This is a genomic window from Coprococcus sp. RTP31081st1_H1_RTP31081_211007, assembly GCF_040227275.1.
Classification (GTDB): Bacteria; Bacillota; Clostridia; order Lachnospirales; family Lachnospiraceae; genus Coprococcus; species Coprococcus aceti.
On sequence record NZ_JBEHVP010000001.1, the window covers coordinates 440,316 to 464,314 of the forward strand.

Consider the following 23,999-nt stretch of genomic DNA (forward strand, 5'->3'; position numbering starts at 1 on the left):
ACAACATAAAATTTTATTATTCTAATTACACATCCCTGAGCTTAGCTCTGATCCTCTGAACCGCATTGTCTATGGATTTTGCCGGTTTGCAGAGTCTCTCCCCTATCACTTCATAAGAAGCGCCTGTTAAATATTCGTCAAGAACATGCTTCTCAAACTTAGAAAGCTTACTGTCGATAAGCTTTATAAGATCTGACTCACGCAGCTTCGCCATCATGATATCCTCAGGATTAGTTATGACACCCGAATCTATCTCATCAAGCGGGCTGGAGTAATCTCCCCCGCCATCGCCATAGATCGATATATAGTAGTTCAACGGTCCGTTTTTCTTGTTGTTTGAATTGTTCACCGCGGTAATGAGCTGCCTTCTCACGCACATGAACGCAAAGGTCTTGAATGTCGCGCCCTTGTCAGGTCTGTAATTATTCACAGCCTTGACCAGTCCGATCATGCCCTCCTGTATAAGATCCTCCTCATCAGCACCTATGATATAAAGGCTTCTGCTCTGTCCCGTTATCATTGGGCCATAGCGCTTGATAAGTGTCTCCATAGCATCGTTATCCTTTTGTTCATTTATAAGCTCCAGCAGTTCATTATCTGATAATTCCGAATACATATACTCTACCTTTACTTGTTCATCCTCTGTCTTACGACCTCATAAGCCAGAACTCCGGCAGCAACTGACGCGTTGAGTGAGTCTATGTCTCCCTTCATAGGAACAGATACGACATAATCACACTTCTCCTTGACCAGTCTGCTGACACCGCTTCCCTCATTACCTATGACAAGTCCAAGGGAACCTGTGAGGTTACACTTGTACATGAGTTCTCCGTCCATATCCGCACAGGCGAACCACATGCCTCTATCTTTCAGCTCCTCTATGGTCTTGCTGATATTTGTAACCTTTGCAACAGGTGTATAATTGATAGCTCCCGCTGATGCCTTTACAACCGTTGCTGTGATTCCGACTGCACGCCTCTTAGGTATGATCACACCGTGGGCACCACAGAGATTCGCTGTTCTGATGATCGCACCAAGATTGTGTGGATCCTCTATCTCATCGAGTATGAAGAAAAATGGATCCTCTCCTCTGCTCTCAGCCAGTGCAAACATATCCTCTATCTCTGCGTACTTATATGCCGCTGCATGAGCTATCACGCCCTGATGCTTGCCAGCCTGTGACATCTGGTTTAACTTTTCCTTTGAGAGGTAGTTTATCACTGTGTCCTGCTTCTTTGCCTCTCTGACTATGCTGTTCACGATTCCATCCCTGCATCCGTCAAGGACATACAGCTTATCTATGGTCTTGCCTGATCTGAAAGCCTCGAGGACTGCATTTCTTCCCTCTATGACAAATGCTTCCTCATCGCTCTCTGTCTTAATGTTATTCTCAAATTCTCTATTCTGCATCTTTTTCTCCATCTGTACTCTCTGTACTCTGTTCAAGTGTTGAGGTATCCTCTATTGTATCTTCCTGTACTGCTTTGCCCGGATCCTTGTGCTGCTGTTCTGCCCTGTCCGTTTCAACTGGATCATGGTTCAGTATGATCCTCGTGATCTCAAACATCCTGTCATACTGCTTATCAAGATACAGAAAGCCTATAAGGCACTCAAAGCCCGTTGCCATTCGGTACTGTCCCACAGTCGCATTCTTGGCTGTTGAATGAGTCTTGGTGTTCCTGCCTCTCTTGTATATCCACTCTTCCTCCTCGGTGAGCAGTCCGTTGTCCAGAAGATACATTATATATCCCGCCTGAGCCTCCGCCTTCACAAGCTGGCTCACCTCTTTGTGGTATTTGTATGCCTGCTTGTTATCCTTTGTGACAGCAAGGGTCTTTATGAGAAGATCAAACACGCTGTCACCTATATATGCAAGTGAAAGCGGTGAATACTCCCTTGGATTAGTATATGTCACCCCGAGTATCTCAGTAAAGTAACTGTCTATGCTCTTTTCCATTTTACGCCCTCTCTGGTATCCTCAAGGATAATTCCCATATCACTGAGCTGGTCACGGATCTCATCTGCCCTAGCAAAGTTCTTTGCCTTTCTTGCAGCCTGTCTCTCCTCGATAAGAGCCTCTATATCTGAATCAAGTATCTCTTTCTTCTTCTCTGTGATGATTCCAAGTATGTCGCAGAGCTTTGTCACTGTATTGAGCACAAGCTCCACAGTAGCCTTTGTTGACTCCTCTGTCACATTTACATTTGCATATTTTACGAGCTCAAATATAACTGAGATCGCATCTGCAGTGTTGAGGTCGTCATCCATGGCTGCCTCATATTTCTTCACAAATGCATCCATCTCGTCTGCAACTGCCTTATCTACTTCTCCTTCTGTTCCGCTTATAGACTTCAGTCTGTCAACTGCTGTAAGGATTCTCTCAAGGCCGTTCTTTGAAGCCTCAACAAGGTCTGCTGAGAAGTTGAGCGGACTTCTGTAATGGGCTGACAGCATGAAGAATCTAATGACCTGAAGAGGGTACTTCTCTGCTATCTCTCTGACTGTGAAGAAGTTGCCAAGTGACTTGGACATCTTCTCATTGTTGATCTTGAGGAAGCCGTTGTGCATCCAGTATCTTGCGAACTCTGTGCCATTTGCAGCCTCACTCTGTGCTATCTCGTTCTCATGGTGTGGGAATACAAGATCCTCTCCACCCGCATGTATATCTATTACATCTCCGATATATTTCTTGGACATAACCGAGCACTCAAGATGCCAGCCTGGTCTTCCATCGCCCCATGGTGATGGCCATGATGGCTCGCCCTCCTTCTTTGGCTTCCAGAGAACGAAATCAAGCGGATCCTCCTTCTCATCAACACCTGATACAAGAAGGTCTCTGTTACCTGAACGGAGGTCATCGATATTCTTCTTGGACAGCTTGCCGTAGTCCTTGAACTTTCTGGTTCTGAAGTATACGGTTCCATTCACCTCGTAAGCGTATCCCTTCTCTATAAGAGTCTTTACCATCTCAATCATATCCGGTATCTCTTCTGTTGCCTTTGGATGTGTTGTCGCCTCACGCACATTGAGAGCCGCCATATCCTTCTTGACCTCTGCGATATATCGCTCTGATATAACGCTGGCATCCACACCCTCCTCATTTGCACGCTTTATGATCTTGTCATCGACATCAGTAAAATTCGATACATAATTGACATCATAGCCCTTGTACTCCAGATATCTTCTGAGCGTATCAAATACTATCATTGGTCTGGCATTTCCTATATGGATATAATCATATACAGTAGGACCACATACATATATTCCCACCTTACCCTCGTTGATAGGCACAAACTCTTCTTTTCTTCTTGTGAGCGTGTTTAAAATCTTCATAAATATAATGTCCTTTCTATATTGGTCGATAATATATCTGTAAGCAAACAAAAAACTTCGTCCCAATATACATATGATATGCATATAGAGACGAAGTATTATCTCCGCGGTTCCACTCTGATTGTATTAAATACTACAATTCCTGTTCTTCGCCTTTTGTGTCTAGTATATGTGCGGGTGCAGGCTTTGTCAATAATTTCATTTTATAATTGTACTGGACATAGCACCAATTATTTACTAGAATAAACTGAATAAAACAATCAGGAGGATACCTATATGTCAGATATAAACAATAACGAAACCGACGAAATGGATATCGAGATGATCGATATAACATACGAGGATGGAACATCCTGCACATGTGAGATCATTGCCAAATTCGAGGTAAATGACATCTCTTATGCCGCTCTGCTTCCTGCAGATGACGAGGATGCCGATATCATCGTGTACAGATACAGCGAGCAGGGAGACGATGTCACCCTCGACGAGATCACCGACGAGGCTGAGTTCAACGATGTCGCTGACGCCCTCGACGAGATCCTGGACGATCTGGAATTCAACTCAGATGACGAGGAATAATATCCGTACATCTATGCGTTTTCTATAAGCTCGTTATTTATCGTGTATTCAAGGCTGAGCGTCTTTGTTTCATGTATATCATCGAAGTGGACACACAGCTTTCTGTCATCTACATATGTGATGACTCCACGTCCATACCGCTTGTGGATTATGGTGTTTCCTGTTTTTATCAGAGACCTGTCCACAAGCATTTCCTGGACAAATCTCGAGGTCACCGCTTTTCTTCCATACATTTTCTGGGGAACATACACATACAGTCCATACTTAGCCCTCGTGACTGCCACATAGAACAGCCTGCGTTCCTCCTCTATATTTCCATCTCCGACCGATTTCTTATGAGGCGTTATGTCCTCAACAGCATCCATTATGAATACATATGAATACTCAAGTCCCTTTGAGCAGTGCATAGTCGAAAGCGTGACTGCATCACCTGCCACACTGCCCTGCCTGCTCTGCTCTCTGAGCTGTTTTGTATATTCGTCTATATACTCCATCCAGCCGTCGAAGCTCAGAAAGTCTTTTGCACTGTCCTGTATCTCCTCCAGGATATCCATATAATCGTCCTCACTCACGCCCCTGTACTCAGCATATTCCCTCACATACGCATCCAGTCCAACCGCTTTCCTTATATAATTCACGGCCGCGTACGGCGCAAGTCTGCTTATCCTCTCCAGATCGTTCTCAAGGACATTTATGTTGTTGACTATCCTATACTTATCCTTATAATTCTGCCTCAGCTCCTCAAAGTTCACCACCGGCGAATCAAATGCATCCCTGCTTATATACCTGTTCGGCTTATTGATGATCCTGAGGACCGTTCTCCTGTCCCTGCTGCCCCTTGCAAGCCTTATATAGTCAAATATGTTCTCAGCTAGGAAGTGCGTGAAGATATTTGGTATGTTATCCTTCATCAAAAATGGTATGCCATTTTCCATGAGCTTTGAAGCCAGCGCCCTCGGCTCGGTATTCGTCCTGAATATGATCGCCATTTCACGGTATGGAATACCAGCCCGGTTAAGCTCTGTTATCCTGTCTATGATCTTCTTATTCTGCTCCGTCATGCTGTCCGTCTTAACTATATGGACTCTGTCGCTCTGTCCCGCGGCAAATGCCGACCTGAGCTGCTTCTCATATCTGTCCCGGTTGTTCTGTATTATCCGCTTCGAGCACTCAACTATATCGTAGCTGCAGCGGTAATTGACATTCAGGTATTCTATGACCGTACCATGGAAATCCTCCGGGAACTTCTTCATTATAGCCGGAGCAGCCCCCCTGAAGCCATACACCGACTGATCATCGTCACCCACGGAAAATACGTTCTGTCTCTCTCCGGCTAGCAGCTTCACAATGTCATACTGGATCATATTTATATCCTGGAACTCATCTATGAGTATGTACCGAAACTTGTTCTGCCACATCTTAAGTATGTCTGGTCTCTCCGACAATAGCTCATATGTGAACACCAGCATATCGTCAAAATCTATCTTCCCGCATCTTCTCAGAAAATTCTCATACTCATCGTACACAATGCGGAAATCCTCAAGCTTCATCGTTGTGCTCTCATAGTTCTCAAGACTCACTCTCCCGCTCTTGACATTGCCTATCTCCCCGACAACATTCTTGGCAAAATCCTCCTGGCTGTCATACCTGAAGCCATGTCTGTCTATGCTGTCCCTGATTGCTCCATACTTTTCGGAATCCGTGACGATATTCGCCGCTGTGTAATTATATGCATTTCTGAGCATCCAGAAAAACACAGAGTGAAACGTTCCAAATGTTACTCCGCGGGTTCCCGGACACAGCTCCTGAAACCGCCCCTTCATCTCATTCGCCGCAGCCTTCGTGAAGGTTATGACCAGGATATTGTCCGGTCTCACACCATGTTCCTCTGTCATGTATTTTATCCTGTGGGTGATGACCGTAGTCTTACCTGAACCAGGCCCCGCTAGCAGCAGCATCGGCCCATCGCAGTGTCTCACCGCTCTCTTCTGGGATTCATTAAATTCCATCTGTATATCCTTTCACGCAAATATAAAAGGCGGTCAAAAGTTTACCCTTTAACCGCCTTCTCATATCTGCCAGTTATATCAGCATGATATATATCATTACTTACCGCAGCACTTCTTGTACTTAAGTCCGCTTCCACATGGACATGGATCGTTTCTTCCAACCTTTGGTGCCTTGATGATAGTCTTAGATGACTTCTGTATCTTGTAGAGCTCGTCTCTCTTTGCCTTGGAGAATATTCCCTCCCACTGAGGAAGAGTGTAGAGCCACTCTGCATTGCACTCAACCATGTTCATATAAAGCTTCTCATAATCTATAGGAAGCTTAACCTCTGAGTCCTCTGTCACATCATCAAGATTGTTTGATTCTGCAAGACTGTCATCTATTCCGTCGAGGAATCCGATCATATACTGAATAGTGAGTCCGTACTTCTCAGCAAGCTCTTTTACAGTTCCATGTACAGGGTCTGCAAGAGGATTAGCAAGAAGCTGCTCATATACGCCCTTCTCTGCCTGGAAATAACTAACCCAGAATTCCTTCCCCTCAGGTGTTCTGTCATCTAATCCGTATGCGTAATCACGCCATTCTTTTAATAAACTCATTTCATCTACCTCTTAAGTATTTTTTGAACTTTAAAGAGTATATCAAATTATGTAATTTTTTTCAACACATTTGTACTGTTCTACTTGTTCTGATCTCTCATATCTTCGCCCTTGCGTCTGAGCACCCTGGCGATGAGCCATATTCCCCAGCACACAACAGGAATGACCACATCAAGGAATATCATACCCATCAGATTATCACTTCCGGTTATTCCCATTATAAATGTCGCAACATACATTCCGATGAGCACAAGTACAAGCACTATAGCTCCAATTCTCTTCAATATATCCATATCAGTCTCTCTTCTTTATCTTATCAAAATACGCCTTGATATCTCTCTCATAACCATTGTCCGACGGCTCATAGAATACCCTGCCTGCAATCTTATCAGGAAGATACTGCTGGTCAACGTAATTATTCGGATAATCATGAGCGTATTTGTATCCTGAGTGTCCAAGCTTTGCTGCACCGCCGTAATGTGCATCTCTGAGATACACCGGAACCTGACCCGTGTCCTCATGCTTTACCGCATCCATAGCCGCAAATATCGCATTCACCACAGAATTGCTCTTCGGTGCACACGCAACGTAGGAAGCCGCATGGGCAAGTATTATCTGTGCCTCAGGCATTCCGACTCTCTCCACAGCCTGTGCACATGCCGACGCCACCACGATAGCATTCGGATCAGCATTGCCCACATCCTCACTGGCACATATCATGATCCTTCTGGCAATAAACTTTATATCCTCACCTCCGTAAAGCATCTTTGCAAGGTAGAATATCGCCGCATCAGGATCTGATCCACGCATGCTCTTTATAAATGCGGATATTATATCATAATGATTATCTCCGTCCTTGTCATATCTTATAGCTCTCTTCTGGATACATTCCTCCGCCACTTCAAGCGTTATGTGTATCCTGCCATCCTCGCTTCTCTCCGTCGACAGAACTCCGAGCTCTATGGCATTTAACGCACTTCTCGCATCTCCCGACGCCATGTCTGCAAGAAAGTCCTCGGCATCCTCATCAATGTCTGCATCAAATGCACCCATGCCATTTTCTGAGTACACCGCCTTGTGGATGAGCTTCTTGATGTCCTCCCTGGACAATGGATTGAGCTGGAATATATGGGATCTGGATATAAGAGCCCCGTTAACCTCAAAATAAGGATTCTCCGTGGTCGCTCCTATGAGTACCACCGTTCCATCCTCAACAAATGGCAGGAGATAATCCTGCTGTGACTTGTTGAATCTGTGGATCTCATCGATGAACAGTATAGTCCGTCTGCCATACATAGCCTTGGTATTCTTCGCCTCTTCCACAACCTTTTCCATGTCCTTCTTGCCCGCCGTTGTGGCGTTGAGCTGTCTGAACTCCGCTTTGGTTGTATTGGCTATGACCATGGCAAGCGTAGTCTTGCCGGTCCCCGGAGGGCCATAAAATATAAGCGAACTTATCTTATCCGCTTTTATCGCCCTGTACAAAAGCTTGTCCTTGCCTATAATATGTTCCTGTCCAACCACGTCATCAAGGCTGGTCGGTCTCATTCTTTTTGCCAGAGGAGAATCATCCTCCGAGAAATTCTCCCTCATATACTCAAATAAATCCATCTTTATGTCCCTGCCATCTAATATTCAGTGTCATAAGACACTTCGAAGCCCGATATCTTACAATAACGGGCTTCGCATGTATCAATATCATATCATCTACTTGATAATGTCCAGTTTCTTCAGCATGTCATTAAACTTCATGATATCAATCGGCTTACATATGTAATCATCATAATCGTCGCTGGCGAGATTACTGTCAAAGCTTGCCTCGTCAAGTGCGCTGGTCATTATGACCTTCGATCTGAGCATCCTTGACACTCCGTGCTTTCTCTCTGCACTTCTTATGGATGCCAGAACTTTATACCCATCTATCTTTGGCATCATGATATCAAGACACACCAGCTCGAACAGTTCGCCCTTCTCAAGAGCATTTACAAATTCATCAACCGCTGCGATTCCATCAGGTGTTATGACCACATCACCAAACTTACTCAAATACTTGGATAAAAATTTTGCATTTGCAACATCATCCTCAGCTATTAATATCTTCATGACAATTCCTCCCTAATTTTACAACCTAAGTACTTTCTCAAGATGACTGAGCATCTCCTTGATCTCACCCCTGAAACTCTTCCTTGAGTATTGGTTTCTCCGTTCAAGCAATCCCTCTGTAAAAATTCCGTTGAACATGAGCGTAAGTTCCTTCGGTGAGAAAACCGCTCGTATCTCCTTGCTGTCAATCGCACTCTGAAACAATGTGCATACAAAATCATTACGCTTCAACATACACTCAGAGATGATCTCTCTCGTCTCTGACATGTGAAGCAATTCTTCATAATGCAGCATTATCGCACCCATACCAATATAGTTATCATAATATGTTGCATATGTATCTGCATAATACTTGATCTTATCCAGGTATGTCCCGTCAAGTCTCTCAACAGTCCTCTGGATATTGACATCAAATGCCGCATATTCGTTCACAACCGCTATAAGTACCTCATCTATACCCCCAAAATACTTATATATCAGTGTATCAGATATATTCTGCTTTCGTGCAAGGTTCTTCAGTGTAAGAGCATGTAATCCCAAATCTCCAATTAGTTCGATAGCTGAAGCGACAATTTTATCTCTGCGCGAAATATAACTATCCTCCAATGTCTGTTCCTCCCATTACACATAATTTTGCCCTTAGAACACTGATTTTATTCTATGTCATGGGATATATTTTGTCAACATTTTAGACTATCAAGAGTTTTCCTTTTTCCCTGCTGTACATATACAGACTGTCAGACAGATAATCCAAGGCAGACACTGTTACCTTGTTCGCCTCTCTTATGAGATCCTTGTAATAATCCTCTGTGTAATCCGCACTTGCCCTGATAAACAGCAGCTCATGCACACTGGATGGCAGGATATATATGTCATCACCCACCATATTCGCACACTCCTCAAGCATTCCATCATACAGTACGGCCGTGGCCCCATTGATACCGTGCGTGTTTGACAACATGTACAGTTCGTCCACATTGTCACAGTCGTCATCGAAATCTATCCCTTCATATCTGCCCTTCAGCGCATCAAAAAGGTTCTGCCTTACACACGGAAACATTCTCTGGGTGTTCTTAAGTGCATTCTTATACAATGTATCCAGACTGACTCTCCACCTCTTCACATCATTATTGTTGACTATCGTGGTTGCCAGTCCGTCGTTATCCAGACTCAGCACCCTTCTGAAAGTTATCGCAAGATCATTAAACTCTATAAATGGTGCACTCTCAAGCAGCCGGCTATTTCGCTCCCTATTGACAAGCCGCAATATTATGTTGTCCATAACCTTCGTCTCATCCACCACATCGCGTATATCAAGCTTCCTGCACCTGCAGTTCGCCTCTCTGAGCCTGCATATATCTTCCATAACAACATCAAAATCCATCCCCTGCTCATAATCCCTGTAAAACGGATCAAGATATATCGTAGGACACACCTCTTCAGAGCTCTTGCACACATTCATCGCAGTGAGCTCCACCCCATTATTCTTCAAAACCTTATTGACCCGGATGTCTGATCCATCTCCCTGTCTGAGAAGTCTGCTTCTCATTTCATCCACTACTCTGGCTATAAATTCATCAAAATTCATTCAATTCTCCTTTTACAAACAAAATCAAACGAAACGTCCCGATATTTTTTCCTGAAATATTTCATGGGTGAATTCTATAGAAAAATTCTGCCAAATTCAATAGTTTTGGTGCGCTTTATAGTGGAATCCTGCGCTTTATAGTGGAATCCTGGCACAGTTGTTGCCGCCATATCAAGAAAAAACCGCCATGCCTTCGGCACAGCGGTCTGTTTATTATCTCTCCTGTATATAATTTGTAAGGAACTCTGTGAATTTATCCATCTCTTCATCCGTACCAATGGATATCCTCAGATAATTGTCTATACGTGGTTTGTCAAAATATCTGACATATATATGGGCATCCTTCGCAGCCTGGAATATCTCCTTTGCCGGAATATCCTTATGCGTTGCAAATACAAAGTTTGCAGACGAAGGAAGGCATGTAAAATCAAGTGGCTTTATAGCTTCCACGAATCTCTCTCTCGTGGCGACCACCTTTGAAACAGTCTCCTTAAAATACTCATCGTCCTTAACTGACTCTGTTCCCATTATCAGTGACGGTCTGTTCATTGTATATGAGTTGTATGAATACTTTACGTCATTGAGGGCCTTTATCAGAACCGGGTTGCTTATTGCATATCCTATCCTGAGTCCCGCCATGGATCTCGACTTTGAGAACGTTCTTACAACCACAAGATTGTCATATTTGTCTATAAGGCCAAGTGCCGATTCGCCGCCGAAATCTATATACGCCTCATCTACTATGACTATCGAATCTTTGTTGTGGCTGACTATATCCTCCACATTCTTTATGTCCTCGTATATTCCTGTAGGGGCATTTGGATTAGGGAATACGATTCCCCCGTTCTCTCTGTAGTAATTCTCCTTCACCAGCCTGAAGTTTTCGTCAAGTGCCGGTCTCTCGTAAGGGATACTGAAAAGCTCTGCCCACACCTCATAGAAGGAATATGTAATGTCAGGGAACAATATTGGTTTGTCAGAGTTGAAAAATGTAAGAAACGACATGGCAAGCACATCATCCGAACCCACTCCCACAAATACCTGTGAAGGATTAACTCCGTGATACTCTGCAAGCACATCGACAAGTGCCGATGCTGTTGGATCCGGATATAATCTGAGTGTATCGATATCCATCATTGCATTCTTCACTCTCTGTGACGGGCCGTACGGATTCTCATTCGTATTGAGCTTTATCACATCTGTATCCTTAGGCTGTTCACCCGGAACATAAGGTTCTACTTTTCTTATATTGTCACTCCACGCTGCCATATTATTCCTCCTCATTCACCTGTGCCAGCTTTGCTGTCTGGTCAGCCGCTATAAGACTGTCTATAAGTTCATTCAGATCTCCGTTCATGATCTGGTCAAGCTTGTATAATGTGAGCTTGATCCTGTGATCTGTAACTCTTCCCTCAGGGAAATTGTATGTTCTGATCTTCTCTGATCTGTCTCCTGTTCCTATCTGGCTTCTTCTGTCCGCAGCCTCTGCGTCATGCTGCTTCTGGAGCTCCATGTCGTACAGCTTTGATCTCAGAAGGGCAAATGCCTTTGCCTTGTTCTGGAGCTGTGATTTCTCTGTCTGGCTGTAGATTACTATTCCTGTCGGTATATGTGTAAGACGTACTGCCGAATCGGTTGTATTGACACACTGTCCACCGTTTCCTGATGCTCGCATTACATCTATCCTTATATCATTCTCATTTATCTCTACATCAACTTCCTCAGCCTCAGGCATAACCGCAACTGTTATGGTCGATGTATGGATTCTTCCGCCTGACTCTGTCTTAGGTATACGCTGTACTCTGTGTACACCACTCTCGTACTTCATCTTAGAGTAAGCACCGTCTCCGGTGATCATGAACACAGCCTCCTTGAATCCTCCGATACCGTTCTCGTTGACACTCATAAGTTCAACCTTCCACTTGAACTGGTCAACATATTTCTGGTACATTCTGTACACCTCATATGCGAACAGAGCAGCCTCATCTCCGCCTGCACCGGCACGGATCTCCACGATTACGTTCTTGGAATCGTTAGGGTCCTTTGGAAGCAGAAGAATCTTGAGTTCCTGCTCTATGGTCTCGAGATTCGCCTTTGCCTCATTCATCTCTTCCTTTGCCATCTCGCGGAGCTCCTCGTCGCTCTCCTCCTCAAGAATCTCAAGACTGTCCTCTATGGTAGTCTTTGCATCCTTGTACTCATGGTACTTCTCAACTATAGGTGAGAGATCGCTCTGCTCCTTCATGAGCTTTCTGAATTTGTTCTGATCTGACACAACATCAGGATCGGTGAGCTGATTATTTATCGTATCAAGCTTATCTACAAGTTCTTCTAATCTGTCAAACATATCTATACCTCTCTATATTCATTCTGTCACGCTGTCTCCTGCAGCGTTAAATCTACCGGTTATCTTCTCTGTCATATCTGCCGTACACCACCCGGTCATTACCACTCAGATCCTGTACAACATGTATATCGTCATAACCTGAATCTACAAGGAGGTACTGTACATCTTCTGCCTGATCATTGCCAATCTCGAATACAACATATCCTTCATCCTTTATATATTCTCTCGCCTTATCGGCTATTATTCTATAAAAATACAATCCATCCGCCGTTCCGTCAAGTGCCAGATGTGGTTCATGCTCCCTGACCTCCGGCATGAGTGTCTCTATGACATCACTTCTTATATATGGAGGATTCGACAGTATGAGGTCATATTTCCCGGATATCTGCTCAAAGAGATCCGTCCTGACCACTTCAAATCTATCATCCCCTGCACACAGTTTCGCTACATTTCTCCTTGCAAGACCGATCGCTGCCTCAGATACATCGGCAAGTACGATCCTGCTGTTCTTGTTCCAGAGTCCAAACGATACTCCTATGCAGCCCGAACCGCAGCACATGTCCAAAACATCAACGTTATGGTCAGCGTCCTTTACAAGCTTCAATGCCGTCTCAACAAGAGTCTCTGTGTCCATCCTTGGAATGAGCACATCTTCTGCGGTATCAAAATCATATCCCATGAAATTCTGCTCACCTGTGATATACTGAAGCGGAATCCTTGTGCTCCTCTTTTCTATGAGCTTCATGTAGGCTTCCGATTTATCATCATCCACGTCATCTTCTCTGGCCATGATCATATCCATACGGTTCATACCCGACAGGTACTGCCACAATATATCAGCGTCTATATCCGCATCAGGAACATCACTTTTCTCCAGCCTGTCCCGTCCCATTCTCAAAAGTTCACACAGCTTCATCTCTATCGAAATCCTTTAATCTTCTATCTCGCCCTTGTGCATGGCGTCCTGGTATGCCTCCCAGTCTATAACTGCCTCCACGGACTTTATCGCAACTGCTATCATGTCAAGATCCGGCTCCCTTGTGGTGAGTCTCTGAACCCACATTCCCGGAACTGACAGCGCATTTGCAAGCTTTGAATCACTCTTGCCAGCAAACATTATAAATTCGTATGATATACCGGCGATTACCGGAACCAGCAGCAGTCTTATGACAAGTCTGAGCCATGCCGTATCTGCGCTTATAAACATGAAAACAATTATGCTTATTATCATTACGATGAACAGAAAGCTTGTTCCGCATCTCTTATGATATCTTGAATACTTCTTCACGTTCTCCGGAGTCAGTGGCACCCCAGCCTCAAAACAGTTGATCGTCTTGTGCTCTGCCCCATGGTACATGAACACTCTCTGTATATCCTTCATAAGCGATATGAGTGCCACATATCCCAGGAATATTCCAAGTCTTATAACTCCCTCTATGGCAGACATTATGATCCTGTTATCTATAACCTTGTCTATGAGTTCCCCGATAAATGCAGGAAGCATCATGAATAACGCGATGGCAAATACAAGTGAAAATAACACTGTACCTATCATCGCCGCATCGTCCGCTCTTTTCTGCTGCTCAGGTGTCCTCTCTTTTTTCTTTTCTTTTTTCTCTTTCTCCGCCTTCTCAGGCTCCTCGTCATCGTAAAACGATGCTGAGTATGTGAGGGTCTTCACTCCTATCACGAGGGATTCCACGAAATTGACAACTCCCCTGATTATAGGAACTCTGAAAAATACACTTCTCGATGCCATGGACACATAATCCACAACTTTCACTTCTATATCTTTATCCGGTTTTCTGACTGCCACCGCATATCTGTCGCCATTTTTCATCATGACACCTTCCATGACAGCCTGACCGCCTATTCTTACTCTCTTCACGCCAATCTCCTATCGGTATATTTAACTGGATAATAAAAAAACAGCTTGAGATTATTGTAAAATAACCTCAAGCTATCAACGTTTTTATTAGTTGGCCTGAACGCCATACTTCTTATTAAACATATCAATTCTACCACGTGCTTTGATTGCCTTCTGCTGACCTGTGTAGAATGAATGACACTTTGAGCAAATTTCTACGTGAATCTCTTCCTTTGTTGATCCTGTAACGAACTCGTTACCACAGTTACATACAACCTTTGCCTGATAGTAATCTGGATGTATTCCTTTACGCATTCTTTTTCACCTCTTTACATATATATTTATATATGAGAACAGGCATAAAGCCAGGGTTCTTCATAACACAACTTCTGTATTCTAACATAGTGACCAGTACAATGCAAGCAGTTTTTTGATTTTTTTGACAAAATCATCTCAACAATCCTGCTGTTATTTTCTGAGAAGTGACTGCTTTACATAGTGGATAAATTCTTTGTTGTTTCTGGTACGAACAAACAGCTTTCTGACATCCTCAAGAATATCCTCTGATTTACTTCCCATGAGCTCCTTGTGAATGGCTGTGACAACCTCCTGCTCTTCCTTGTTGAGCAGAAGATCATCTCTTCTGGTGCCGGATTTTGCTATATCTATGGCAGGGAATATCCTCTTCTCTGAGAGCTTTCTGTCAAGCACAAGCTCCATGTTACCGGTTCCCTTGAACTCCTCAAATACAACGTCATCCATCTTGCTGCCCGTGTCGACCAGCGCTGTGGCAAGGATCGTAAGGCTTCCTCCCTCACGCATGTTTCTGGCGGCACCAAAGAATCTCTTTGGCATGTGAAGCGCTGCAGGATCAAGACCACCTGACAGAGTTCTTCCGCTAGGAGCGACCGTGAGGTTATACGCTCTTGCCAGACGTGTGATACTGTCGAGCAGGATCACGACATCCTTCTTGGACTCCACAAGTCTCTTTGCTCTCTCAATGACCATCTCTGACACTCTCTTATGATGCTCTGGAAGCTCATCAAATGTTGAATAGATAACCTCCACATTAGGGCCCTCTATGGACTCTCTTATGTCTGTTACCTCCTCAGGTCTCTCATCTATGAGAAGGACGAGCAGGTGCATATCCTCATATCTTCTGCTGATCTGCTTTGCGATCTGCTTGAGAAGAGTCGTCTTTCCTGTCTTAGGTGGTGAAACGATCATGCCTCTCTGTCCCTTACCTATAGGGGCAAGAAGATTGATCATCCTGATAGGGATAGGAGCACCGTCTCCGTCAAGCTCTATCCTCTCATTAGGGAAGATAGGGGTCATCTCCTCAAAGCTCTTGCGGGCCGCTATGACCACAGGATCCTCATCGTTCACGCTTGCCACATATAAAAGGGCACTGAACTTTTCTCCCTGTGTCTTGTTTCTTATATTACCTGTGACTATATCTCCTGTCTTGAGACCAAATCTTCTGATCTGTGCCGGTGACACATATATATCCTGATCTCCCGGAAGATAGTTTGCACTTCTTATGAAGCCATATCCCTCAGGCATGACCTCAAGTATTCCGTGAGCCTGTCTTCCACTGTCGAGCTCCGGCAGATACTCGTTCACGTTCTGTGCCGTCTGATTTGACTGGACTCTGTCCTGGTATCTCTCCTGGCTCTGACCTCTGTCCTGATTCTGACCTCTATCCTGGTATCTCTCCTGATTCTGGCTGTGATCCTGATATGTAGCCATTCTTCTCATACGTCTCTGTCCATTGTTCTCCCTGGAATCATCACCTCTCGAGCCCTCAGAGTGATGTACTATCCTGGTTTTTCTGTATTCTGTGTCTCCGGCTGTCTCTCTGACCACATGCTCGGTCTTAGGCTCTGACACATTTTTCTTATTTTCCACTGAAACCGCTGTCACATGCTCCTCCACATATTTTATGAGGAACTGCGCAAGCTCCGCCTTCTTCATTCCCGAGCAGCCTTTTATACCATTATCCTTGGTAAACTGACGCAGCTCTGCAAGAGAAGCTTTACTAAAATCCATATATAATTGTCTCCTTTCACTGAAACCAATGATCAACAAATAAATTAAGTATTATGGGAATATAAACACTCTAAGAAATAAGTAGTGTCTCTCAATGATACATCAAATTCAATTACGGTAAAAAATAAAAATGCGCTAAGCACGCATATTATTCCCGCTCATTATAACATAAATAGAACAATTGTAAATATATTGATTTTAAATTTTACTAATGTTATCATATGAATGTTGTCCGTTCATCAGCACGGACAAACATTTTAACAAAGGATACACGATATGGGAACCGAATCTATTGTATTATATAAACTCATAGTGCTCTATATGCTTGACAGAGTTAACTTCACTCTGACCAATTCACAGATTTCAGACTTTGTTCTGGAGAAGGGCTACACCAATTATTTCACTCTTCAGGAAGCCATAAACGGACTTATAGAAAGCGAATTTGTATATGTATCAAGCATAAGAGGCGCATCCCATTATAAGATAACCTACAAAGGTGAGGAAGCCCTGAGCATGTTCGAGAACAGGATCCCATATGCCATCAAACAGGATATACTGGATTTCTTTGAGAAACAGCAGATCAACCTCAAAAAGGAAACTGAGATACAGTCTGACTACTACCTCAACGATTCCAATGAATATACCGTCTCCTGCGTCATCAACGACAGGAACGAGCCGCTGCTGGATATAAAGTTCAGCGTGCCTACCCAGGCCGTGGCTGTTGCCATATGTGACAACTGGCGTCAGAAAAGCACTGAGATATATGATATACTCGTAAAACAGTTATGGGCATCCAACACATCCAGCTAATATCAGCATAAAAATGACTGAGAATACCGAAAAGAATTATACTCCTCGATATTCTCAGTCATTTTTTTGTCTATTTATCTGACTATATGTTCATATTACTTTACTGCTGCTCCTGTGCCAGTGTCTCCTCTATGAGATTCCAGATCTCATCTCTTCCCTGCTTTGTCTGTGCGGAGAACGGTATCATCGTTGTTCCAGGAACAAGATCCAGTTTCTCACGTATGAGCTTCAAGTTCTTCTGAACCTGGCTTCTCTTGATCTTGTCCAGTTTTGTGCAAATGATCACCGGCTCATAGCCATTGTCCACGATCCAGTCATACATCATGCAGTCATTCTCCGATGGCACATGTCTTATGTCTATCAGCAGGAATACCTTTTTGAGCTGCGGAGAACCGTGAAGGTATCTCTCGATCATCTTGCCCCATTTTGCTCTTATCTCCACCGATACTTTTGCATATCCATATCCCGGCAGATCCACAAAGTACAGATTTTTATTTACATTATAGAAATTGATCGTCTGTGTCTTACCTGGCTGCGCGGATGTTCTGGCAAGCGACTTCCTGTTAAGCAATCCATTTATCAGAGATGATTTTCCTACATTTGACTTGCCGGCAAATGCGATCTCCGGGAGATCGTTATCAGGTAATTTACTTGTAATTCCACACACAGTCTCAAGCTCAGCGCTCTTTACTATCATATACTTCTCCTTATCTGACAAGGGCAAGGTCAAGCACCTGCCTCATGTCTTCCACTAAATGAATATTGACTCCCGATGTTATCTCTTCATCCAGCTCCAGATAATCGCTCTCATTTTTCGACGGTATCAGTATATCTTTAACACCGATCATCTTGGCTGCAAGGAGCTTCTCCTTCAGGCCTCCAATAGGAAGCACCTCTCCTCTGAGAGTTATCTCTCCTGTCATAGCTATTCTGCCATTAACCGGCACGTTAAATATGGCTGAATACAACGCTGTCGCCATGGTTATTCCGGCAGACGGACCATCCTTTGGAACTGCCCCCTCCGGTATATGGATATGGAAATCGTGCTTTGCAAAGTAATCGTCTCCAAGCGCCAGTGATTCCTTGAGGGATCTGATATAACTCATTCCCGCATAAGCGGATTCCTTCATAACATCGCCCATCTTACCTGTGAGCTGAAGAGTTCCTGTCCCCGGAAGCACATTGACCTCTATCTCCAGAGTGACACCGCCAACCGCCGTCCAAGCAAGGCCTCTGACAGCGCCAATTTTATTCTTCAGATTTCCATTCTCATCTTTATATTTGTATGGGCCAAGAAAATCCTGGATATTCTTCTTTGTGACTTTGACCACATCCATCTCACCGGTGAGTATCTTGCGGCAGGCCTTCCGACACACCTTGTCTATATTTCTCTCAAGACTTCTGACTCCCGCCTCTCTCGTGTAGTGGCTTATGATCTCCCTTATGGCACCGGCATCTATCTTGAACTGAGATTTTGTCAGTCCGTTCTTCTCACGGGTCTTCTCCACAAGGTACAGCTTTGCTATATGATACTTCTCATTCTCCGTGTATCCCGATATATTTATAACTTCCATTCTGTCGAGGAGCGGCCCCGGTATACCGGAGAGGTCGTTCGCCGTTGCTATGAACAGTACATTGCTCAGATCCACCGGTACTCCAAAATAGTGATCATTGAACTCTTTGTTCTGCTCACCATCAAGCACCTCGAGAAGTGCCGATGACACGTCTCCCTTGTAATCACTGCTCACCTTGTCTATCTCATCGAGAAGCATGAGCGGGTTGTTCGTCTTTGCCTTTATCATGGATTGTACAATCTTTCCAGGCATAGCTCCCACATATGTTTTCCTGTGACCTCGGATCTCCGCCTCATCGTGGACTCCGCCCAGTGATAAGCGGACATATTTCCTCGATGTTGCACGGGCTATCGACCTTGCTATGGATGTCTTTCCTGTTCCCGGAGGTCCCACAAGACAAATGATCGGAAGGTCCCCCTTATTGCTCAATATATGAACAGCAAGATAATCAACGATCCTCTCTTTGACCTCCTCAAGGCCATAGTGATCTTTGTCAAGTATGTCTATGGCTGACTGCAGATCATTATTATCTTCCGTTGACACATTCCACGGATAGCTGAGCATCACATCGATATAGTTTGCCGACACACTGCTCTCAACTGCATTCTGAGGTATGCCCTTATAGTAATTTATCTCTTTTTCTATCTTATCGTATACTTCCTGGCTGCAGCCCGCCTCATCGAGTCTCTTCTGAAATTCTCTGACATTTGCATCTACGCCGTCGTCACCAAGCTCCTTACGGATAACGGACATCTGCTCTCTGAGCACATACTTTCTCTGATTCTCAGCGGTCTCCTGATTGACCTTTTCCATGATCTCTTTCTTGATCTTGCCGATTCCGAGAACTTCCTCCATTATCTGTATCAACCTCATAGCGCGGCTTCTGACATCTAGCATCTCCAGAAGCTCCTGCCTGTTGTCATCAGATATATTCACATAGTCGGCCATGCTGTCAACCAGCTTTCTGACAGACTTGAATGAACGTATCTCCCTGTACAGAACGTTGTTCTTCACTATACCCTCGTCAAATGCTTCCTTAAGCTTTTCCTTGAGTATGCTCTGTATAGCCTTCTCCTCATCCTCGCTGATGTCGTTAGTCTCCTCCACATCTGTCACGTGGCACACATAATATTTATCCTTGCTGTAATCCACAAGGCGCGCTCTCTTCTCAGTCTGTATGAGAACTCTCATGCCTTTGTTCTGAAGTCTGACAAACTGCTTTATCCTGGCTATGACACCTATCTCATAAAACGAAACTGTCTTATCGCCGTTCTTATGAACAGGATTTGCCAGAAATATACATTCCTCATTCTTGACTGCATGTCCCACCGCCTCGCAGGCTTCACGCGTTGTCGCATCAAGATAGAAGGACAATTCCGGCATAACCACGCCATCGTCAAGACTAATCATTGTCATCTCTAACATTTTCTCATTCATACCTGTTATCTCCGTATATATCATTAAAAAATAAGACGTTATCAACACTGCACATTTAAAGGCTTATAAGGGCGCAAATGTATGTCAGCGTTGTAACGTCTCATTTCGGCAATAATGACTATGCACTCTCGCCGTTATCTGTATTTGCCTTTTTCTTCCTTACCTTTTTCTTAGGAAGGTCTGTATCCTCTGATGGATCTCTGTAAGTCAGTACAGGTTCTTCATCGCCTGTTATGACACCCTTGGTAATAACACACTTCTCTATAGTTGGATCTGAAGGGATCTCGTACATAAGATTAAGTGTAGCATTCTCCATGATAGCTCGAAGTCCTCTAGCTCCGGTCTTACGCTCCATAGCTTCCTTTGCTATCTCTCTGAGTGCATCATCCTCTATCTCAAGCTGAACTCCATCAAGCTCAAAAAGCTTCTTATACTGCTTGCATATTGCACTCTTTGGCTCTGTCAGTATTCTCACAAGTGCATCCTCATCCAGAAGATCCAGAGTCACTGCAACAGGAACTCTTCCCACAAATTCAGGGATAAGTCCATACTTTACAAAGTCATGTGGCATAACCTGCTTGAGGAGCTGTCCAACGTCCTGCTCTGACTGCTCTATAACCTCTGCATTAAAGCCAATTGATTTCTGGCCAACTCTGTTCTCTATGATCTTCTCCAGTCCCTCGAACGCACCACCACATATGAATAATATGTTGGTCGTATCGATCTGGATAAGCTCCTGATGCGGATGCTTTCTTCCACCCTGAGGTGGAACTGAAGCCACAGTGCCCTCTATTATCTTTAACAAAGCCTGCTGAACGCCCTCACCCGACACGTCTCTGGTTATGGATACGTTCTCGCTCTTCTTTGTGATCTTGTCTATCTCATCAATATAGATTATTCCATGCTCAGCTCTCTCTATGTCATAATCAGCGGCCTGTATAAGCTTCAGGAGAATGTTCTCAACATCCTCTCCTACATATCCAGCCTCTGTGAGAGTTGTAGCATCTGCTATTGCAAAAGGAACGTTTAACAATTTTGCAAGGGTCTGGGCAAGATATGTCTTACCTGATCCCGTTGGGCCAACCATGAGGATATTACTCTTCTGTAATTCAACCTCAAAATCCTTCTGCGCAAGTATTCTCTTATAATGGTTGTACACGGCAACCGCCAGTACCTTTTTTGCCTCTTCCTGACCTATTACATACTCATCAAGAAATTCTTTTATTTCCTTTGGCTTTAACAGATTGATATCACCATCTGAATCAAGTCCTGCGTCAACCAGTTCTTCTTCTATTATCTCTGAGCATATCTCTACGCATTCATCACATATGTAAGCCCCAGGTCCGGCTATGAGTTTTCTAACCTGATCCTGTGTCTTATTACAGAAAGAACATCTGAGCTGTTTTCTCTCGTCACTACGATCTGCCATTACAATACCTCGATTATTCACTATTTATAATTGTCTGGAGCCAGTCTTTTCCAGAATCTGCGAATACACCGCCGGTTCTGCAGGCTGGCTCCAACCAACTGATACATCTTCTACATATCAGATATCTCTATCTGTATTATCTGTTTGTTATAACGCTGTCGATAAGGCCGTATGCACAAGCCTCCTCAGCAGTCATCCAGTTATCACGATCTGTATCTGCCGCGATAACATCAAGTGGTTTTCCTGTATTCTCACTCAGCATTTTGTTGAGTTTCTCTTTTGTCTTTAATATATGTCTGGCTGCGATCTCTATCTCTGTTGCCTGCCCCTGAGTTCCACCAAGTGGCTGATGTATCATGATCTCCGAGTTTGGAAGCGCATATCTCTTGCCCTTTGTTCCTCCTGCAAGAAGGAATGCTCCCATGCTCGCTGCCATTCCACAGCATATTGTTGAAACATCACACTTGATATATCTCATTGTGTCATATATTCCCATTCCGGCTGTAACTGATCCACCCGGGCTGTTGATATATAACGAGATATCCTTTGAAGGATCCTCTGACTCAAGGAATAACAACTGTGCTATAACAAGGCTTGCAGTTGCATCATTTACCTCATCTCCAAGAAAGATGATTCTGTCTTTCAGCAATCTAGAATAAATATCGTATGTTCGCTCTCCGCGGCTAGTCTGTTCTACAACGTATGGTACCAATGCCATGTTATCTACCTCCAATACATATCAAGCCAATCTGTCTGTTAAAATATTAAACTTCCTTTGACTCATCTACAAGAAGCTTTGCAGCCTTCTTAACTGCTACATCCTTCTTGATGCTGTCCTTCTCTGCGTCGCCCATGAATCCCTTGATATCCTCAAGCTTCATCTGGTACTGAGCTGCCATCTTTGAAAGCTCCTCGTCAACTTCCTCGTCAGTAGCCTCAATGTTCTCAGCCTTTACTACAGCCTCAAGAACTGCTCTCTGCTGGATTCTCTTGAGTGCGTCCGGCTTGATTCTCTCCATGAGAGACTCCTCTGTAACGTTTACGATCTGCATATACTGCTCAAGGCTGATTCCCTGATACTGAAGTGTCTGAGCGAACTCATCCTTCATTCTCTTCTGCATATCCTCAACCTGTGCATCTGCAATATCCATAGTTGCGTTCTCGATAACCTTGTCAAGAACCTTTGCTTCCTTCTCGTTTGCAGCGTCTCTGTTCTTCTTTGCAAGTATCTTCTGCTTTACCTCTTCCTTGTACTGGTCAAGTGTATCGCATCCGCCTACCTCGCTTGCGAACTCATCATTGAGCTCTGGAAGCTGTGACTCTGTGATAGAGTTGATCTTGCACTTGAATACTGCCGGCTTTCCTGCAAGCTCCTCAGCCTGGTAATCCTCTGGGAATGTTACGTTAACCTCAACATCCTCTCCGATGTTCTTACCAACAAGCTGATCCTCAAATGTATCGATGAATGAATGTGAGCCAAGAACGAGCTTGTAGTTCTCACCCTTTCCACCATCAAATGGAACACCATCAACAAATCCCTCGAAGTCAAGAGTAACCTCATCGTCAAGCTGTGCTGCTCTTCCCTCTACGAGTACCTTTCTTGCGTTCTGAAGCTGCTCCTTCTTGATGTCCTCAAGAACCTCGTCATCTGTTACTTCAACGTCGATCTTCTCAACTTCGATTCCCTTGTAATCGCCAAGTGTAACCTCAGGCTTTACAGCAACCTCTGCTGTGAATACGAAATCCTTGCCCTTGCCCATCTCTATTACGTCAATAACTGGCTGTGATGCGATCTCAAGCTCTGAAGCTACAGCCTCTTTTGGATAATACTCGTTGATCATTGCATTTGCAGCATCCTCATAGAATACTTCCGGGCCATACATCTTCTCGATGAATGCCATTGGCACCTTGCCCTTACGGAAGCCTGGAACATTGAATCTGTTCTTTGTCTTGTTGTAAGCTGCTGTCATTGCCTTGTCAAAATCTGCTGCAGGTACTGTGATTGTAAGCTTTGCCATGCTGTGCTCAAGCTTTTCTACTGTGAAACTCATCTTTTTATTTCCTCCTTGAAATGTGCAAATGGTGCCTTAAGCCCTACAATTAAGGCACTCAGATAGCATCCATTTATCTTTTTCTTGTTTATATGTGTGGACAAAGTCCACATCAATCATCGATTATATCATAATGTGCAAATGATTGTCCAGTCCATTATACTATTATTATAATAGAAAGTTTTCACGACACAAAAGACCTGATGTATGGATCATACACCAG

24 protein-coding genes are annotated in these 23,999 nt (G+C 44.0%); 2 read left to right on the forward strand and 22 right to left on the reverse strand.

Annotation, left to right across the window (positions count from 1 at the left end):
• Positions 1–25: 25 nt before the first annotated feature.
• The 4 genes from ABUA31_RS01915 to cysS are packed head-to-tail and all read right to left on the reverse strand — an operon-like array spanning position 26 to position 3,333.
• Positions 26–616 (reverse strand): sigma-70 family RNA polymerase sigma factor, encoded by a 591-nt coding sequence (locus tag ABUA31_RS01915; protein ID WP_117548824.1) that lies wholly within the window; start codon positions 614–616, stop codon positions 26–28.
• Between the two features lie 11 nt (positions 617–627).
• Positions 628–1,410, reverse strand: a complete 783-nt coding sequence (gene rlmB / locus ABUA31_RS01920; protein WP_015534148.1) for a 23S rRNA (guanosine(2251)-2'-O)-methyltransferase RlmB — start codon at positions 1,408–1,410, stop codon at positions 628–630.
• Positions 1,400–1,957: a Mini-ribonuclease 3 gene (locus ABUA31_RS01925; protein ID WP_055272798.1), complete on the reverse strand. Its 558-nt coding sequence runs from the start codon at positions 1,955–1,957 to the stop codon at positions 1,400–1,402. Before ABUA31_RS01925 ends, rlmB begins: the two co-directional genes overlap by 11 nt.
• Positions 1,942–3,333 carry a cysteine--tRNA ligase gene (gene cysS / locus ABUA31_RS01930; RefSeq protein WP_015534150.1) on the reverse strand — a complete coding sequence of 464 codons (1,392 nt, stop codon included), beginning with the start codon at positions 3,331–3,333 and terminating at the stop codon, positions 1,942–1,944. Before cysS ends, ABUA31_RS01925 begins: the two co-directional genes overlap by 16 nt.
• Positions 3,334–3,609: 276 nt before the next feature.
• On the opposite strand from cysS, the gene ABUA31_RS01935 reads away from it, so the two are divergent.
• Positions 3,610–3,912, forward strand: coding sequence for a DUF1292 domain-containing protein (locus ABUA31_RS01935; protein ID WP_015534151.1), 303 nt, complete (start codon positions 3,610–3,612; stop codon positions 3,910–3,912).
• 11 nt (positions 3,913–3,923) lie between these two features.
• On the opposite strand, the gene ABUA31_RS01940 is transcribed toward ABUA31_RS01935, so the two are convergent.
• The 13 genes from ABUA31_RS01940 to rho form a co-directional block, all read right to left on the reverse strand.
• A complete protein-coding gene (locus ABUA31_RS01940; RefSeq protein WP_349818403.1) occupies positions 3,924–5,921 on the reverse strand; it encodes an ATP-dependent helicase in 1,998 nt (665 codons plus the stop codon).
• A 96-nt stretch (positions 5,922–6,017) separates the two neighbouring features.
• Entirely contained in the window at positions 6,018–6,521 is a 504-nt protein-coding gene (locus ABUA31_RS01945; RefSeq protein WP_118649196.1) for an SEC-C metal-binding domain-containing protein, read from the reverse strand.
• A gap of 80 nt (positions 6,522–6,601) precedes the next feature.
• Complete coding sequence (locus tag ABUA31_RS01950; protein ID WP_015534154.1) at positions 6,602–6,814, reverse strand: hypothetical protein; 213 nt, start codon at positions 6,812–6,814, stop codon at positions 6,602–6,604.
• Between the two features lies 1 nt (position 6,815).
• On the reverse strand, positions 6,816–8,132 hold the full coding sequence (locus tag ABUA31_RS01955) for a replication-associated recombination protein A (protein ID WP_055144185.1): 1,317 nt from the start codon (positions 8,130–8,132) through the stop codon (positions 6,816–6,818).
• 96 nt (positions 8,133–8,228) lie between these two features.
• Positions 8,229–8,624 (reverse strand): response regulator, encoded by a 396-nt coding sequence (locus tag ABUA31_RS01960; protein WP_015534155.1) that lies wholly within the window; start codon positions 8,622–8,624, stop codon positions 8,229–8,231.
• 18 nt (positions 8,625–8,642) lie between these two features.
• Positions 8,643–9,230 carry a TetR/AcrR family transcriptional regulator gene (locus tag ABUA31_RS01965; RefSeq protein ID WP_349818404.1) on the reverse strand — a complete coding sequence of 196 codons (588 nt, stop codon included), beginning with the start codon at positions 9,228–9,230 and terminating at the stop codon, positions 8,643–8,645.
• 82 nt (positions 9,231–9,312) lie between these two features.
• Complete coding sequence (locus tag ABUA31_RS01970) at positions 9,313–10,212, reverse strand: DUF5688 family protein (protein ID WP_055144183.1); 900 nt, start codon at positions 10,210–10,212, stop codon at positions 9,313–9,315.
• A 213-nt stretch (positions 10,213–10,425) separates the two neighbouring features.
• The gene (gene hisC, locus ABUA31_RS01975) at positions 10,426–11,481 is read right to left on the reverse strand and encodes a histidinol-phosphate transaminase (RefSeq protein WP_349818405.1); all 1,056 of its coding nucleotides are present in this window, start codon (positions 11,479–11,481) and stop codon (positions 10,426–10,428) included.
• A 1-nt stretch (position 11,482) separates the two neighbouring features.
• On the reverse strand, positions 11,483–12,559 hold the full coding sequence (gene prfA, locus ABUA31_RS01980; RefSeq protein ID WP_015534158.1) for a peptide chain release factor 1: 1,077 nt from the start codon (positions 12,557–12,559) through the stop codon (positions 11,483–11,485).
• A gap of 52 nt (positions 12,560–12,611) precedes the next feature.
• Positions 12,612–13,475 carry a peptide chain release factor N(5)-glutamine methyltransferase gene (prmC, locus tag ABUA31_RS01985; RefSeq protein ID WP_015534159.1) on the reverse strand — a complete coding sequence of 288 codons (864 nt, stop codon included), beginning with the start codon at positions 13,473–13,475 and terminating at the stop codon, positions 12,612–12,614.
• A 15-nt stretch (positions 13,476–13,490) separates the two neighbouring features.
• The gene (locus ABUA31_RS01990) at positions 13,491–14,447 is read right to left on the reverse strand and encodes a DUF1385 domain-containing protein (RefSeq protein WP_022216026.1); all 957 of its coding nucleotides are present in this window, start codon (positions 14,445–14,447) and stop codon (positions 13,491–13,493) included.
• An 87-nt stretch (positions 14,448–14,534) separates the two neighbouring features.
• A complete protein-coding gene (rpmE, locus tag ABUA31_RS01995; RefSeq protein WP_004853176.1) occupies positions 14,535–14,741 on the reverse strand; it encodes a 50S ribosomal protein L31 in 207 nt (68 codons plus the stop codon).
• A gap of 153 nt (positions 14,742–14,894) precedes the next feature.
• Positions 14,895–16,475: a transcription termination factor Rho gene (rho, locus tag ABUA31_RS02000; RefSeq protein WP_349818406.1), complete on the reverse strand. Its 1,581-nt coding sequence runs from the start codon at positions 16,473–16,475 to the stop codon at positions 14,895–14,897.
• A gap of 276 nt (positions 16,476–16,751) precedes the next feature.
• On the opposite strand from rho, the gene ABUA31_RS02005 reads away from it, so the two are divergent.
• The gene (locus ABUA31_RS02005; RefSeq protein ID WP_015534160.1) at positions 16,752–17,285 is read left to right on the forward strand and encodes a DUF4364 family protein; all 534 of its coding nucleotides are present in this window, start codon (positions 16,752–16,754) and stop codon (positions 17,283–17,285) included.
• A gap of 100 nt (positions 17,286–17,385) precedes the next feature.
• Here ABUA31_RS02005 and yihA read toward each other — a convergent pair whose 3' ends face one another.
• From yihA to tig, 5 genes are all read right to left on the reverse strand, one after another.
• On the reverse strand, positions 17,386–17,982 hold the full coding sequence (gene yihA, locus ABUA31_RS02010; protein WP_015534161.1) for a ribosome biogenesis GTP-binding protein YihA/YsxC: 597 nt from the start codon (positions 17,980–17,982) through the stop codon (positions 17,386–17,388).
• A gap of 10 nt (positions 17,983–17,992) precedes the next feature.
• Positions 17,993–20,296: an endopeptidase La gene (gene lon / locus ABUA31_RS02015; protein ID WP_117874156.1), complete on the reverse strand. Its 2,304-nt coding sequence runs from the start codon at positions 20,294–20,296 to the stop codon at positions 17,993–17,995.
• Positions 20,297–20,414: 118 nt separating this feature from the next.
• Positions 20,415–21,725, reverse strand: coding sequence for an ATP-dependent Clp protease ATP-binding subunit ClpX (gene clpX, locus ABUA31_RS02020; RefSeq protein WP_022216030.1), 1,311 nt, complete (start codon positions 21,723–21,725; stop codon positions 20,415–20,417).
• A 136-nt stretch (positions 21,726–21,861) separates the two neighbouring features.
• The gene (clpP, locus tag ABUA31_RS02025; RefSeq protein ID WP_015534163.1) at positions 21,862–22,443 is read right to left on the reverse strand and encodes an ATP-dependent Clp endopeptidase proteolytic subunit ClpP; all 582 of its coding nucleotides are present in this window, start codon (positions 22,441–22,443) and stop codon (positions 21,862–21,864) included.
• A gap of 46 nt (positions 22,444–22,489) precedes the next feature.
• A complete protein-coding gene (gene tig, locus ABUA31_RS02030; protein WP_015534164.1) occupies positions 22,490–23,776 on the reverse strand; it encodes a trigger factor in 1,287 nt (428 codons plus the stop codon).
• Positions 23,777–23,999: the final 223 nt, after the last annotated feature.

Bases quoted from the DNA above. Each gene is read 5' to 3' on its own strand.
- ABUA31_RS01945 (WP_118649196.1), bottom strand. From the start codon at position 6,521: ATGAGTTTATTAAAAGAATGGCGTGATTACGCATACGGATTAGATGAC.
- yihA (WP_015534161.1), bottom strand. From the start codon at position 17,982: ATGATAGTAAAGAGCGCTGAGCTTGAGACTGTGTGTGGAATTACAAGT.
- ABUA31_RS01925 (WP_055272798.1), bottom strand. From the start codon at position 1,957: ATGGAAAAGAGCATAGACAGTTACTTTACTGAGATACTCGGGGTGACA.
- prfA (WP_015534158.1), bottom strand. From the start codon at position 12,559: ATGTTTGACAGATTAGAAGAACTTGTAGATAAGCTTGATACGATAAAT.
- hisC (WP_349818405.1), bottom strand. From the start codon at position 11,481: ATGGCAGCGTGGAGTGACAATATAAGAAAAGTAGAACCTTATGTTCCG.
- rlmB (WP_015534148.1), bottom strand. From the start codon at position 1,410: ATGCAGAATAGAGAATTTGAGAATAACATTAAGACAGAGAGCGATGAG.
- ABUA31_RS01935 (WP_015534151.1), top strand. From the start codon at position 3,610: ATGTCAGATATAAACAATAACGAAACCGACGAAATGGATATCGAGATG.
- ABUA31_RS01970 (WP_055144183.1), bottom strand. From the start codon at position 10,212: ATGAATTTTGATGAATTTATAGCCAGAGTAGTGGATGAAATGAGAAGC.
- rpmE (WP_004853176.1), bottom strand. From the start codon at position 14,741: ATGCGTAAAGGAATACATCCAGATTACTATCAGGCAAAGGTTGTATGT.
- ABUA31_RS02005 (WP_015534160.1), top strand. From the start codon at position 16,752: ATGGGAACCGAATCTATTGTATTATATAAACTCATAGTGCTCTATATG.
- ABUA31_RS01915 (WP_117548824.1), bottom strand. From the start codon at position 616: ATGTATTCGGAATTATCAGATAATGAACTGCTGGAGCTTATAAATGAA.
- clpX (WP_022216030.1), bottom strand. From the start codon at position 21,725: ATGGCAGATCGTAGTGACGAGAGAAAACAGCTCAGATGTTCTTTCTGT.
- cysS (WP_015534150.1), bottom strand. From the start codon at position 3,333: ATGAAGATTTTAAACACGCTCACAAGAAGAAAAGAAGAGTTTGTGCCT.
- prmC (WP_015534159.1), bottom strand. From the start codon at position 13,475: ATGAAGCTGTGTGAACTTTTGAGAATGGGACGGGACAGGCTGGAGAAA.
- ABUA31_RS01960 (WP_015534155.1), bottom strand. From the start codon at position 8,624: ATGAAGATATTAATAGCTGAGGATGATGTTGCAAATGCAAAATTTTTA.
- ABUA31_RS01940 (WP_349818403.1), bottom strand. From the start codon at position 5,921: ATGGAATTTAATGAATCCCAGAAGAGAGCGGTGAGACACTGCGATGGG.
- lon (WP_117874156.1), bottom strand. From the start codon at position 20,296: ATGAATGAGAAAATGTTAGAGATGACAATGATTAGTCTTGACGATGGC.
- ABUA31_RS01955 (WP_055144185.1), bottom strand. From the start codon at position 8,132: ATGGATTTATTTGAGTATATGAGGGAGAATTTCTCGGAGGATGATTCT.
- rho (WP_349818406.1), bottom strand. From the start codon at position 16,475: ATGGATTTTAGTAAAGCTTCTCTTGCAGAGCTGCGTCAGTTTACCAAG.
- clpP (WP_015534163.1), bottom strand. From the start codon at position 22,443: ATGGCATTGGTACCATACGTTGTAGAACAGACTAGCCGCGGAGAGCGA.
- ABUA31_RS01950 (WP_015534154.1), bottom strand. From the start codon at position 6,814: ATGGATATATTGAAGAGAATTGGAGCTATAGTGCTTGTACTTGTGCTC.
- tig (WP_015534164.1), bottom strand. From the start codon at position 23,776: ATGAGTTTCACAGTAGAAAAGCTTGAGCACAGCATGGCAAAGCTTACA.